This is a genomic window from Streptomyces sp. SCL15-4 (assembly GCF_033366695.1).
Taxonomy (GTDB): domain Bacteria; phylum Actinomycetota; class Actinomycetes; order Streptomycetales; family Streptomycetaceae; genus Streptomyces.
The window spans coordinates 39,310-52,626 of the sequence record NZ_JAOBTQ010000001.1 but is presented as its reverse complement, the minus strand read 5'-3'; the positions used below and the strand labels follow the sequence as shown (position 1 = coordinate 52,626).

General features: G+C 70.3%; 10 protein-coding genes and 5 pseudogenes. 11 read left to right on the top strand and 4 right to left on the bottom strand.

The window, feature by feature from the left end; genetic code table 11:
• The first annotated feature begins 159 nt into the window (after positions 1-159).
• The 3 genes and pseudogenes from SCK26_RS00245 to SCK26_RS00235 form a co-directional block, all read left to right on the top strand.
• Positions 160-4,002, top strand: coding sequence for a hypothetical protein (locus SCK26_RS00245; RefSeq protein WP_318199168.1), 3,843 nt, complete (start codon positions 160-162; stop codon positions 4,000-4,002).
• A 14-nt stretch (positions 4,003-4,016) separates the two neighbouring features.
• Positions 4,017-4,280: a hypothetical protein gene (locus SCK26_RS00240; protein ID WP_318199167.1), complete on the top strand. Its 264-nt coding sequence runs from the start codon at positions 4,017-4,019 to the stop codon at positions 4,278-4,280.
• Positions 4,281-4,619: 339 nt separating this feature from the next.
• Positions 4,620-4,949: pseudogene (locus SCK26_RS00235) on the top strand (transposase); the annotation flags it as partial.
• 161 nt (positions 4,950-5,110) lie between these two features.
• Here SCK26_RS00235 and SCK26_RS00230 read toward each other — a convergent pair.
• Positions 5,111-5,551 (bottom strand): annotated as a pseudogene (locus tag SCK26_RS00230) (TetR family transcriptional regulator); the annotation flags it as partial.
• Between SCK26_RS00230 and SCK26_RS00225 the strand changes: the two are divergent.
• On the top strand, positions 5,550-5,900 hold the full coding sequence (locus SCK26_RS00225; RefSeq protein WP_318199166.1) for a DUF6233 domain-containing protein: 351 nt from the start codon (positions 5,550-5,552) through the stop codon (positions 5,898-5,900). The pseudogene SCK26_RS00230 and the gene SCK26_RS00225 overlap by 2 nt on opposite strands.
• Before the next feature lie 136 nt (positions 5,901-6,036).
• Positions 6,037-6,897: an ATP-dependent DNA ligase gene (locus SCK26_RS00220; protein ID WP_412080826.1), complete on the top strand. Its 861-nt coding sequence runs from the start codon at positions 6,037-6,039 to the stop codon at positions 6,895-6,897.
• Positions 6,898-6,943: 46 nt separating this feature from the next.
• Here the strand turns inward: SCK26_RS00220 and SCK26_RS00215 are convergent, their stop codons facing one another.
• Positions 6,944-7,243: a hypothetical protein gene (locus SCK26_RS00215; protein ID WP_318199164.1), complete on the bottom strand. Its 300-nt coding sequence runs from the start codon at positions 7,241-7,243 to the stop codon at positions 6,944-6,946.
• A gap of 432 nt (positions 7,244-7,675) precedes the next feature.
• Between SCK26_RS00215 and SCK26_RS00210 the strand changes: the two genes are divergently transcribed.
• A complete protein-coding gene (locus SCK26_RS00210; protein ID WP_318199163.1) occupies positions 7,676-7,996 on the top strand; it encodes a hypothetical protein in 321 nt (106 codons plus the stop codon).
• 254 nt (positions 7,997-8,250) lie between these two features.
• Positions 8,251-8,745, top strand: coding sequence for a hypothetical protein (locus tag SCK26_RS00205; RefSeq protein ID WP_318199162.1), 495 nt, complete (start codon positions 8,251-8,253; stop codon positions 8,743-8,745).
• A gap of 32 nt (positions 8,746-8,777) precedes the next feature.
• On the opposite strand, the pseudogene SCK26_RS00200 reads toward SCK26_RS00205, so the two are convergent.
• Positions 8,778-9,262: pseudogene (locus tag SCK26_RS00200) on the bottom strand (DUF6233 domain-containing protein).
• On the opposite strand from SCK26_RS00200, the gene SCK26_RS00195 reads away from it, so the two are divergent.
• From SCK26_RS00195 to SCK26_RS00185, 4 genes and pseudogenes are all read left to right on the top strand, one after another.
• Entirely contained in the window at positions 9,241-9,801 is a 561-nt protein-coding gene (locus SCK26_RS00195) for a hypothetical protein (protein WP_318199161.1), read from the top strand. The pseudogene SCK26_RS00200 and the gene SCK26_RS00195 sit on opposite strands and share 22 nt — an antisense overlap.
• A gap of 436 nt (positions 9,802-10,237) precedes the next feature.
• On the top strand, positions 10,238-11,365 hold the full coding sequence (locus tag SCK26_RS00190; protein WP_318199160.1) for an SGNH/GDSL hydrolase family protein: 1,128 nt from the start codon (positions 10,238-10,240) through the stop codon (positions 11,363-11,365).
• Between the two features lie 77 nt (positions 11,366-11,442).
• Positions 11,443-11,772 carry a DUF6234 family protein gene (locus SCK26_RS37870; RefSeq protein ID WP_412080686.1) on the top strand — a complete coding sequence of 110 codons (330 nt, stop codon included), beginning with the start codon at positions 11,443-11,445 and terminating at the stop codon, positions 11,770-11,772.
• A gap of 361 nt (positions 11,773-12,133) precedes the next feature.
• Positions 12,134-12,479: pseudogene (locus SCK26_RS00185) on the top strand (transposase); the annotation flags it as partial.
• Positions 12,480-12,957: 478 nt separating this feature from the next.
• On the opposite strand, the pseudogene SCK26_RS00180 reads toward SCK26_RS00185, so the two are convergent.
• A pseudogene (locus SCK26_RS00180) lies at positions 12,958-13,314 on the bottom strand (transposase); the annotation flags it as partial.
• Positions 13,315-13,317: the final 3 nt, after the last annotated feature.

Genomic DNA, 13,317 nt, shown 5'->3' with positions numbered 1-13,317 from the left:
GTGCGACGAACGCGGATTGCCTCGGTCTTCCCTCCCTGCCTTTCACGACAGCCAGAGGAGAGACACGTGGGGATACCCGACCCACCAGCACACAGACAGGCCCGCCGGTCCCGGCTCGCACGCGCGCTCCACGCCACGGCGCTGACCACGTCCCTGGCCGTGACCGCGACCCTGATGGCCACGGCCCCGGCACGCGCCGACGAGCCCGGCGACTTCCCCAGCGACCCCTACCAGCGCACTCTGCGCATCAGCCTGGGGCAGCACGAACGCCAGGACCGCTGTGCCCTGAGCCGCGACATCCGGGTGGCGGGCCCTATACAGAAGGCGCTCGCAAACGACGCCCTCGCGGGCCCGGACTCGAAAATCCATGACACACTCCATTACGGAGGGTCTGGTTACCCCAGCACCGAATACTTCAATGCGGGACTTTCCGACAGCGGTGTGGAGTCGACGCGGAGGAAGGAGTTCCAAGACCGGCAGGCTCAGCTCGACAAGACCAACACTCCGTACGCCTATGTGAACTCCGAAGGGGGGCGCCCCTACCATGCCCCGGAGTTCGGCGCCGACATCCTCGCCTTCACCTGGGAGGGCCGCGAGAAAATCCGCGCGGCCGTACCGCAGGACCTCACCCCCAAACCTTCTCCGGCCTCACTTTCCAAGGCCAAGGAGGTGTACTCGGCGATCCCCGCCAGCGGTGACGACTGGACCAGTAGGTACACGGAGCTGGCGGCCGGCGAATTAGGTGTCACATCCGGAAGCAGGAATACCGGCTCCGCGAACGACATCGCTTCGTTCCTCCGGTTCGGAGGGTTTCCCACCAAGGCCCCGGAACCAGACTCCCTGGAATTCCGCACCGAGGTCGAAGCGCTCAAAGCCGCCTGGGCCGCCTGCGACAGCGGCAACCCCGTCGACATCAACCGCGTCCTGACCGGACCGGTCCTGCAGGCCCACACCGAGTGGGAGGCGGAGTACTCCTCCCAGGCACCGCAGCGCGAGAACATCGTCGCTGCGGAGATCGCCGCCTCCAAAGAGGCGCAACTCGCTGCCGACTACATGATCGAGGCCATCCGGCAGTCCTGGCAGGCCGACCAGATCCTCTTCTGGCAGCAGTACTGGCGTGACCGCCCCACCGCCCTGGACAAACCCTCGCTCAACGACCAGAAGAACGCCACCCGGCTCCTGGCCACCATCCGCGACACCACCTCGCACCTGCTCCCCGACGTCAACGCGGCCGTCACCAGAGCCAGGACCGCCGCGGACCAGGCCACCGCGGCGCAGAATGACGCGTGGGCCATCGCCGACCAGAACCACTATCCGCGCGGCCGCGGCCTGATGTACGCCGCCCAGTCCGTCCAGGTCGCCCAGGCCTCCGCAGCCGCGGCCCAGGCCGCCGCCAAAACCGTCGACACCGCCCTCAAGGCCATCCAGGCCAACAGCGCCAACAGTCAGGCCTACTACTCCCTGGCACAGACCCAGTCCCACGCGGTCGCCACGGAATTCCGCAAAGCAGCCGCACTCGAAGCCAAGGAGCAGGCCAGGGCAGCCTCGGAAGCCGCGGCCAAGCAAGCCCAGGAAGCCGCCGCCAACGCCGCAACCGCCAAGCAGGCCCGCGCGACCGCCGAAAAAGCCGAACAGGACGCCAAGACCGGCGCGGCCGAAGCGAAGCGACAGCGGGGCATCGCGGAGGCCGAGAAGGCCACCGCTGAGCGGGAACGCGACAACGCCGCCAGCGAACGGAAGAAGGCCCAGGCCGCGGAAGAGCGGGCGCAGCAAGAGAAGACCGCGGCGAGCCAGGCCCGTGCCGACGCCGAGGCCGCCGGCAGCACGGCGGCGGAAAAACTGGCGGCGGCCGAAGACGCCGAATGGCGCGCGTCCAAAGCACGCGACGAAGCGGTGAAGGCCGAACACGAGAAGAATGCCACTGCTTCCAGGGCGGCCGCCCTGGAAGCAGTGGCTGCCGCCTCAGAGGGCACCGAGGCGGCGAGCGAGACCCGGGCGGCAGCCACAGAAGCGCGTAACGCCGCCAACGATGCGGCTGGTGCCGCGCAGCGGGCCCGAGCGGCGGCGAACGACGCGACGACCGCCGCGGTGAACGCGCGCGCCGCCGCGACGCGTGCCGAAGGCGCGGCGGCGCGCTCCAGATCCGCGGCTGAAGCCGCCCGGTCGGCGTACCAGAAGACGCATGCCGCGGCGGCCACTGCCCACGCCGCTGCGGCAGTGGCGATCGACGCGGCGGCTGCTGCGCAGAAGAACGCGGACCAAGCGGAAGCCGAGGCGAAAAAGGCGCAGGCTGCGGCAGTCAGTGCCCGTAAGGAAGCCGCCGCCGCCGTGGTGGAGGCCACGAAAACAACGGCCTGGTCTGCCAGGACGGCCGGCTACGCCTATGCCACCGCCCAATACGCCGGCGGCGCCCGCGACGCGGCGATCGCGGTCACGAAGGCGGCCGACGAGGCGATCAGCCTCGGTGCCCCCTACCGCGAGACGGACTCCTCGGCGGCCTTCGCCGTCTTGATCGGCCAAATGTCCAAGACGCTCGCCGAACAGCAGGCCGCCGCGGCCAAGGCCAAGTCGAACGAGGCCGACAAGGCGGCCGCCCAGGCCAAGACGCTCGCCGACAAGGCGGCCGGCGACGCTAAGATCGCCCTCCAGGCCGCAGCCGACGCCGCCACCTACGCGGCGCAGGCGCAGAAGTCCGCAGACGCAGCCCGCGCCTCAGCAGCAGCGGCGTCCACGGACGCGACTGCCGCCAAAAAGGCCGACGCCGGCGCGCAGGAGTACGACGCGCAGGCCGGCGCCGACGCCGTCTACGCCGGTTTCGCGGCCGATGACGCCGAGTCCGCAGCCGCCCAGGCCGACCGCGAGGCCACCGACGCCGAACGTGATGCCGCGAGCGCGCAGTCGGCAGCAACCTCCGCCCAGGCCGACGCCGCCGCTGCGGACAAGGTCGCCGAGGCCGCCGAAAGCGACGCCAAGACGGCGGAGGAGGCGGCCGAGAACGCGAACTCCCACGCGGAGGAGGCCATGAAGGCCGCCGAACGCGCCGAGGAGGCCGAGCGCGAGCGGCAGCGCGAGGAGCTGGCCGAGGCCGCCAGGAAGAACCCGAAGTACACCGATCCGCAGCCCGGCGGCGGGGAAGGCGAGCCCGGCAGCGGTGCCGAGGCCCTGGACGCGCTCATCCTGCGGATGGCCACCGAGTACGCGCTCGCCCAGCTCGGACTGAGCGAGGAGGAGCTGGCGCTGGTCCGGGACCTCTCCGGCCAGGACCTTCTGGAGTACTTGAAGGACAACGGCGCCGAGATCCTGGTGGAGCTGTTCGCGGGCGACATCGAGGAGTGCATCGACGATCCTGACATCGGGACTTGCATCTGGGCCGTCGTCCAGAACGCCGGCCCGGTCAAGCTGGTGAAGATCGGGAGCAAGCTGCCGAGAATCAGCAAGGCGATCTGGGGCATCAAGGGGTTCCTGGAGAAGGTCGACAAAGCACGCAAGAAGGTCGACGCCTTCACCGAGAAGCTGGACGGCGCCAAGGAGAATCTGGACCGGCTGAGGTCGTTCTGCGATCGCGGCTTCGCAGACGGCAAGCTTGGCCGGCAGTCGAAGGCGGCAGCCGGCCAGCGATCCGCGGCAGCCGGCGACGACAAGCCGAAGGCGGACACGGGCTGCACCTTCCCCATCTTCCGGACCCCGAAGACCGTGGACGTGGCCTATGAGAAGCTGCACGGTCCGAACCCGGCCCGGGGGGCCGAGGAAGGGAGCAACGGCAAGGTGTACTTCGGTGAGCAGAGCGTCGCCGCCGAATACTGGGGGCGTGGTACCTACGCCTCCGGGATGTACCGGTACGACATGGACATGAAGTTCCTGACGCAGTTCGCCAAGGCGGCCAAGCGTTACGACTGGCAGGGCCCGAACGGAACCCCCAGGATCGAGTGGGAGATCGACTACAGCAGGCTGGACGAGTTCAACGCCCTGACCGTCGCCCGCACCTGGATACCCAAGCCGTGAGGAGGCTGAGTGCCATGCCCTCGACACTTCATCAGGAGTACGACGTCCATGTGCTCGCGGTACGGCCCTGGGGGCTGGACGTGGTGCTCCCGGACGGCACCGCGGGCCTGATCGACAACACGAAGGACCCGCGCTGGCCGGACGGTGACCAGCAGGCGGCTGTCGGAACGGTGGTCCGCGCCGTCGTTCTGGACGACGAGAGGGACCCCGTCCGGATGAGCGCCCTCGACGACGACCTGGCCATCGCCCGTTCCCTGCGGGGGGCCGCGGAGCGTTAGCCGCGGGGCCGAGGGCCGCGTTCCCGGGAGAGATCCCGGGAACGCGGCCCTCGGCGTGGGGACCCGGGCCACCGCTGAGGTGACATCGGCCGTGAACGGACATGCTCCGGGGGGCCGGTGACGGTTCGGCCGGGGCGGCCCGACGCGGGTGGGCAGATGTATGTGCGCTGGTGCCACGTGGTCGGTGAAGCAGTCGCGGGCCGGCGCGGTCACCGAGGCGCGAACCCTGGCGCGACCTCCAGCGCGACAGCCGGGCGCGGCAGCGCCCGGACCGCGGTGCCGGTCGGAAAATCCTTGAGCCTGCCGCCGAACTGACGGTACCCGTACCGGTGCGAGCGTCCCTCGCCCGCTGACCGGGGCCGCCCCGGCGCGAGGCGCCATCTGATCGCCGACCCTCACGGAACCCCGCTCGCCGTCACGCTCACCGGCGGCAACCGGCACGACGTCACCCAGCTCATGCCACTGCTGGACGCGGTCCCGGCGATCCGGGGTCTGCGCGGACGCCCCCGCCGCGAGCCCCGGCGACTGTCCGCCGACCGGGGCTACGACTTCGACGAGTACCGCCGCCTGCCGTGGAAGCGCGGCATCCGGCCCGTGATCGCCGAGCGTGGACAGCCCCACGGCTCCGGCCCGGGCATCTTCCGCCGGGCCGGGGAGCGGACGTTGAGCGCCACGGGGCAGTCTGTTCGCATTCCCGGCCGAGCCGGGTCGAAAGACCGGTGACCGGGCCCGGTTGTCGGGGACGGTGTGCCGGGCGGCCCGCGCGGTATGGCGAAGACCGGAGCGTTCAAAGCCCAGCCCCCAGAAGATGCGGGTTCCCATCCGCTGCCCTACCGGTCCCCGTGCGGCGTCGACGCCTCCGTACCGCCCAGGAGCTGACGCAGGCACTGGAGCGCGAGCGCGGCCGGTGACCCCTCGCCCGTGACACCGGCCTCGGTGCCGGCCCAGGTCTCCAGCGCGATGCGGATCGCGTCCGTGGCCGCCGCCGCCACCAGGCGCACCCGCAAGTCGTCCGGGCGCCCGTCCGCCAGCCGGGCGACGACCGGGACGAGCCGTTCCTCCGACTCCTGGTTCACCCGGTACCACACCGCGCGCAGCGCGGGATCGTCCGCTGCGGCCCGCAGCAGTCCCCGGGTCCGCTCCAGCGCCGCGGCGGCCTCCTCGTCCGGCGCCGCCAGCGACCGCTCCACCGCCGTCTCCAGCGCCCGGAACAGACCGGCCCCGGGCTCGGCCGCCTCCAGCAGCGCCCGCCACCGGTCGGCGCCGGCTGTGAACGATCAGCCCTCGCGTCTCGACCTGCTTCATTTCGCCCGCCGCGTCGTGGTCCAGCAGGCGACCGCGGCGCTGAACCAGATCGACGGCTGGATCGCCGACGAGGAGCGGCGCGAGGCCGAACGGTGTCAGGGCGAAGAGCGGCGGCCGCCGCCACCGGCCTGGCTGGTCCAGTACGGCCTGAACCGAACGAATCTCGACGCCGTCCACATCGGCGACTGCTGGGCGGCGGCCAAGAGCGGACGGTGCCGGCCGGTCAGCAGGGAACAGGCGCTCGACGCCCTGCGGCAGCACGTGGCGCCGTGTGTCCACTGCCGACCGGACACGGAACTCGGCCTGCTCGACTGACGGCGTCCGGCGCCGGCGTGGAAGGCATGGGCCCATGTGGATGCTCCCGGAACCGATGCTCGCGGTCCCCGTGGCAGACCCAGCCCTACCCGACGGGTGGGCGGGCGAGGTCAAGTGGGACGGGTAGCGAGCACTTCTGTCGTGGGATGCCGGGCGTTTGGTGCTGCGCTCCCGCCGGGGCACAGACCTCACTGGCTGCTTTCCTGAGCTGCGCGCCGGCGCGGCCCAGCTCCCCGACGCGACGGCCCTGGAGGAGTCCGGCAGGCTCGCCTTCGAAAGGCTCCAGGGCCGCCTCCAGCGGCGGGGCGCCGGTGCGGCCCGGCTCGCCGAGCAGTGGCCCGCCCATTACGTGGCCTTCGACGTGCTGCGGCTGGCGGGCACGGTCACCACCGCCTGGCCCTACAGGCGCCGCAGGGTCGCGCTGGAGCGTCTGTTCGCCGAGCATCGACTCGCCGCTCCGTGGGCGCTGTGCCCGTCGACCGCCGACCCGGCGACCGTCCGGGAGTGGCTGACGGACTGGACGGCCGTCGGTGTCGAAGGCGTGGTCTTCAAGAGGCTGGAGGGCGCCTACGAGCCGGGCGTGAGGGCCTGGAGGAAGTACAAGGCCCGGCATACCGAGGACGCCGTCGTCGGCGCGGTCACCGGCTCTCCAGCGGCTCCGCGCACGCTGTTGCTGGGCCGGTACGACACCGGCGGGCGTCTGCGGTACGTCGGGCGCAGCACGACGCTCCCGCGGGCCGCCGGCCGGACGGTCGCCGAGTTCCTCGCTCCCGCTGGGGACGATCATCCGTGGAGGGGCCGGACGTTCTCCGCCGGGTGGGGCACCCGTGAGACGCTGCACGTCACCCTCGTGGTGCCGGATCTGGTGGTGGAGGTCGGAGTCGACGTTGCCCGGGACGGCGCCGGACGCTGGCGGCACCCGGCCCGCTGGCACCGGATGCGCCCGGACCTGTCCCCCGCCGACGTCCCGGTCTTCGGGCCCGGGCCGGCGCGCTGACCGGGCGGGCGGCCCCGGCACCTCGGGGCGCCGGCCTGCCGTCCGCTTACCAGCGTCGCCCGTAGGGTTCCGGGTCCGTCCGCGCGTCGGCGAGGCCCGCCAGTACGGCGCCGGCCTGGACCGCGGTGTCCAGGCCGGCCCAGCCTTCCGGCCCCAGCTGCTTGCCGGTGGCGTGCTCGGGGTCGAGGACGCCGGGCCGGACCAGGGCGAGCAGGACCCGGCCGCGCCCGGCGGCGGTCTGCCAGGTGGGCGTCGCGGGATGGGGCGGTTCGGTCAGGATGCGGGAGCGGCCGGTGTGCATCTGGGTGACGCGGCCCGCGGCGACCGTGACCGAGCAGCAGGTCACGGGCCACAGTCCGGCCTGCCACTCCCGGTTGGTGGTCCGTTTCAGCCCGGCCGCCTTCCGCCGGACCGTCAGCTCCCGTACTGCTCCTCGGTGTCGGGCTGTAGGAGGACGGACGCCCATCGGTCGCCGTCGGCCGCTTCGAGGACTGTGAGGCCCCATGTCGCAGAACTCATGGCCCGCACCCTGCCACACGTCGTCGGCGCCTCCGGGCGGTTCCGGGCCGGTGTCCCCGGCCGGGCGCGGGCGGGTCCGCCCGGGACGGCGCCGGGATGGTGCCGGGCGCCGACGGCCGACCGTGTGCGGGAGCGCGTCGGCACTGTCGCGCGCCACTGTCGTGATCCCGCGCGCCTCGTCGTACCCCTGCCTGCCCTCGCGGGTCGCACCAGCTCGGTTCTAGGTTCGGTGGCAGTGCTACCACAAGGAGGAACATGCATGTTCCGTAAGGCTGCTGTTGCCGCGCTCGTCGGCATGGCACTGACGCTGTCCTTTGCTGGGCCATCGTCCGCCGGCGTGCAGGGCAAGGAACTTACCTGCCACACCTACGTTGGTGGTGGTGGGAGCTATGGCGTAGCCGATTGTAGGAACAACACCAACAGGGCTATCGCCTTCCGCGTCAAGGTGGTCTGCGGTTGGATGGCCGACCAAACCGGTGATTGGATCACGCTGAACCCCGGTGATCATGTTACAAGTTCCGCCCGGTGTGATGGCCCGCTCAGCACGGGTGTGGGCAGCGTGGACTGGGAAGAGGGCTGAGGCTGCTGTTCCTGTTCTGGGCCCGGTGCCCGTGTGCCGTCGGTGGACGCGTTCCGCAGCGGTGCCACGGACACCGGGCCTTCGGTTTGTCTCCGCGGCCCGGCCGGGCGGTTCCGGGCCGGTGTCACCCGGCTGGGCCGCGGGTGGGTGGGGCTGGATGTGTAACGTTCTCACCGGGATTTTCTGTACGCCGACTACTCAGGACCGGTAAAGAAGCCGTTGCCCAGACGCTCGCGGAACTGGCTCACCGGGGGGTGACGTTCGCGCCGTCGACGGTCGAGGACACGATCGAGAAGAACATCAGCACCGTGGCGGAACGGCTCGGGATCCAGGTGCGTTCCGCCTGGCGGTACTTCGACGCCTCCGTCCTGGCCGACCGGCTTGCGCAGAGCCAGGCCTCCTACGAGGAGAGCAGCAGCGAGAAGGACGCCGGGCAGGCCCCGATGCCGCCGATCGACAATCCGGAGCTCGCCTTGGTCCTCGCCGGGGTGCCGGACTCCCTGGCCCAGACCGGCGGCGACCTGTACGCGGTCATCTTCAACGTGGCGGTCAACGCCTGGATGGCTGGCCACATCCACGGCGAGGACGGCTGCGCCGGGTGCGACGGCAGCCGCGGCCCGGCCGGACACGACTGGCAGGCCCGGATGCGCACCATCACCGAGATGCAGCCGGACATCACCAAGTGGTTCAACCGCGACGTGTGGACCCGCGCCGTCAACGACGCGGGCTACACCGTCACCCGCCGCTAACGAGCGCGGGACGGACAGGACGCCACGGCGACTTACTGCTCGCCCAAGCCCTCGCCGAAGCCCTTGAGGACGGGGTCCAGTTCGGCGGCGGCGCCGCACAGTGAGCACAGCCGGACGTCCGGCTGCTGTGCCACGTCCAGGGCCCGCTCCAGCGGCAGCACCGGCGCCCCGGCCGGGGCCTCGTCGCAGTCGACGGCGTGCACGACACCGCCCCGGCCGCGACCGCCGGCCTTGGCCATCACCCAGCCCGACGGACGGCTCGGCCCGAGGGCCTGCTCCACGAGCGACGGCTTCGGCAGGTACTTCGTGGGCACCCGGTCGTATGCGACGCCGTCCACGGGCCGCACATGGTCCGGAGCGCGCACCCAGACCCGGTACTCGGCAGGCAGTCCCCGGGGCCGTTTCGGTACGCCGGTAGGCCCACCTCGTACCTCCAGCCGTCGGGCACCTGGCGCCTGGACCACAGGCGCCGCCGCGGTCCAGGAGCGGCGGGCGGTGGCAGCCTGCCGCCGTGCACAGCAGGAAGCCGCCGCGCAGGCGCGCCGGTCTGCCCCCTACGCGGAGTGCGGTCTGCCGGACGCGACCGGCGTGTGCCCGCAGTGCACCCACCGGCAGCGCATCCAGGACATCCTGAAGGAAGCGGTCGACCTGGCCGTCACCGTCCGCGCAGACCTCGACGACCCTGACGAAGTCGCCCGGCTCACCGACCGGTGCACGGCCGACACCCAGTCCCTGCTCACCAAGGCCAGCCGGCTCGACGACAGCCGGCCGGAACTTCAGTCCCTCACCGAACGGGAAGCGGCCGACCGCATCCTGGCCGAACGCCGCACCAGCGCCCTCAAGCGGCTGCTGCGCAGCGATGAAGCCGACACGGAGGCAGAGGCGGTGTACGAGATGGTCCTGCGCCGCCACCCCACCGCACACCAGGCCGCCCAGGAAGCCGCCGAACAGGCCCGGCACCGCACCGCCCAGTACCTCCTGCAGCAACGACTCGGCCAGCTCCGCGTGCTGCGCATCCGTGCCGCGGCGGGCCGACTGCCGCAACGGCGTTCCTGAGCGGTGCGGCAACTTGTTGCTCCGCTCATCCCCAAGGACGAGGAGACGACGAGTGCTGCCGGCGCCGGCCGGAACTGCCCGGGCCGCCAGGAGGCAATCACCGGCCAGCCATGTGGGTGGACCCCAGCATGACTGCTCCCGCGAGCCCCGGCCCGCCCGGTGCGGCGGCCGGCCGCCGGTGTATCGGCTACCCGGGCGGCCGAGCCGCGCCTCCGCAGGCCGGCCATCTCAGGCGGAGGGCGGCCTGCTGTCGCACGAGCCGGGCGGTCCATGGTGGTGAGGCTTACCGGCAGCAACTGCGTACTGTCCTGCCGATCCGGTGCGCCTCGGCCAGTATCCGGGGCCCGTGCTGCTCCCACACTAGAACCTCAACTGGGCACGCGTCCTGGTCCACCTGCCCGACACTGGCGCACAGACCCGGCAGGCCGCCTACAAGGTGCTGGGCACGGACAGCACCAGCCCCCAGCGTTACGTGCTCCAGCGCGCATGCCGATGGGTCAGCCTGGGTGCGTTCCACTTCACCGGCACCCCGCGAGTCGAATTGTCGAACGCGGCCGGCGACGGAACCGCAGACGAGGACATCGCCTGGGGCGCTGTGGCCTTCCAGCCTCTGCCGGGTAAGCCGGCCGACTCCATCGTCGCGATGGGCGACCCGTACTCCTCCGGCGAGGGCGCCAGCGCGCCAGGAGGCGGCGACTTCTATCCGGAGACCGACCACTACGACAAGAACAGCGACAACGCGTGGGACAGCTGCCACCGTTCCACGCTCGCCTGGTCTAGGCAGGCCGTTCTGCCTGGGGAGTCGGTCTTCATCGGGACCATGGCCGACGCCCTCGACCCCAAGATGGACTACCAGTTCGTGGCCTGCTCCGGAGCACGTACCTTCAACATGCTTCGTGACGGCCAGAACAGCGAAGTGGCGCAGACGGACGCGGGTTACCTCGACAACAACACCACCCGGGTCACTCTGTCGGTCGGCGGTAACGACGCCCGGTTCACCGATGTGTTCATGCAGTGTGCACTGAAGGCCGGGCTGGATCTGTGCCAGGACACCGCAATCGGGAACAAGGACCCGGACACGGGCAAGGACGCTTCCGGAGACACCGGGCCGCTCAAGGACTGGGCCCCCAAGTGGCTACACGAACAGGTCCGTCCGCGCATCGCCAACGTCCTCTCCGAAATACACAAGCGTGCTCCGCAAGCCCGCATCATCCTCATGGGATACCCGCAGCTGCTGTCCGCTGGCGGACAGTGCGTCCCCGGAATCGGCACGGAGGAAGCGCCCTGGTTGAACTCGGTTGCGGACACCCTAGACGAGGAGATGAAGGGTGCTGCGGCAGATGCGGGAACCCAGTCGGGCGCGAACGTCGTTTTCGCCGACCCACGCGACGAGTTCGAGGGCAAGGCCGTGCGCGGTGACCCAGAAGATGTGCACGGCATCGTCAAGACTGGCCTGTCCCAAGCGGACAAGACCGGCCTACTCGAAGTAGGTATGGCGTCTTTCCACCCGAAGATCGCCGGTGCACGGCTGTATGCGAACGTGCTGGAGCGTGCCCTCAGGTAAGGAACCACTGAATCAAGGGCGGGGCCTGAGTATGCGTACTCAGGCCCCAGCCTGTCGTGCACGGAGAAGATTGGCTCATGAACCATCATTCACCATCCCGCCGCAGCATAGGTGAAGACGTGCTCTTCGCTGTCCTGCTGTGGTTACTGGACGCCATCATCGGAATCGTTGCCTTGCTGACCGGACTGGCGCGGACCGACTTCAACCCTTTCGAGCCGGACCCCCACGCGTCGCTGACGCCTGTTTTCGTCTGCACGGGAGGATTCGGGGGCTTGGTACTCCTCTCGGCGATCGGCTTGTTCCGAATGGGATACCGGGTGAGTGTAGTGTCACAGACCGTAGCAGCTGTCGCGGCATTGGCCTTCTGTGGCGCCGCAATGAGCGGGCACCTCGCTCTGACTAGTTGAGCTTGTATGCGTGATGTCCGCCGAGTGGAAGCCCGCCCTCTCATGGCCGAGGGGCTGTGCCTCTACCAGGGCGGCCGACACTTCCGCGCCGCCGCGGACCGCTAGGCGGCACAGGACGATGTCGAAGCAGCGCACCTGGAGCGCCCAGATGACCTGCAGGCGCATCGCCTGCAGGAGCCCGAACCCGCACCGGGACCGGGAGGCCGACCATCGAGCGCACCCGATGCCGTGTATCGGACGCCGCGTCTCCGATGCCGTGGTGCACAAGCGGTGATGCCCGGTCTCCACTGCAGCAAGTGGACTCCGCGGGGGTGGACGTTGGATGACATCGATGGGGACGATGCCGCGCTTCCCCCTGTGCGCGCCCGTGGACCGGGGCAAGCCGGGTTCCAGGATGCATGTCCTGTCGGACGCGAACGGCCTGCCCCTCCTCGTCGGCGTCTTCCGCTGGCGACACCCACGACAGCGAAGGGCTGAAGCCGATGGTGGAGGGTCACCAAACGAGACACGACCCTCACCGCGGCCGGTACTTCAAGCCCCAGCGCTTCCACGCGGATTAAGCCTACGGTCGCGCCGACCTGCGGAAATGGTTACGTGGCCAACGCATCGGAGTACGGATTGCGCGCAAAGGCATCGAATCCAGTGAACAATTGAGCCACCGCCGCTGGGTCATCGAACGCACGATGTCCTGGCTGTCCGGCTGCCGTCCGGTAATTGCGCTGCCGGCAGCAGGAGTCCCCGCCGGCGACGCCGCGGGCGTTTTCGAGGCGGGTCAGGCGTGCTTCGACGGCTGGATCGAGGGGTGTGGGCGGCGATGGGCTGGCCGAGGCGCTGCCACCACACCGGCCACAGGGTCAGGACCGTGTCGGTCCAGGCGTCTCGCAGGGCGGCGGGGTCGCGGGTGTTGTGGTGGTGGTAGTTGTGCAGGAGGCGTACGGCTTCGTCCGTGCCGTAGGCGGCTTCGAGCCGGACAGGGGCGGCCCGGGTGGGGGTTTGGGCTGCTGGGCTGATACGTCACCATGCGAAAGCCGCAGGCGCAGTCGCGGCCGGGCGGGGAGGGAGAAGTCCGGTGGCCGGGCGAGTGGCGAGGAGGAGGTCTTCGTGGCTCTGGGCGGGGTCAGACAGAACACGTGGGTGTGACTGCGTATCCACGCGGCGAGCATGGAGCCGTAGTTAGACCGTGTCCTACATGGTCAGTTTGAGGAGTCGTTTGTAGCAGCACAGGGCGGCTGCGAGTCCGAGAAAGGCCAGGTAGTTGCCTGGTTTCCGTTCGTAGCGATGGTTGAGTCGGCGGTAGCCGGTCAACCAGGACATGGTGCGCTCGATGACCCACCTACGTCGGCCGAGCCGTTCACTGGAGTCGATGCCCTTGCGGGCGATGCAGACCCCGATGCGCTTACCCCATAACCATCGCCGCAGGTGAGGCACGTCGTATGCCTTGTCGGCATGGAGGCGCTGAGGCTTGGAATCGGCCGCGTGGGATTCGTGTCCCATGTGGAAATGGGACAGCATCGACTTCAGGGCCTGGCTGTCGTGAGTGAGCGT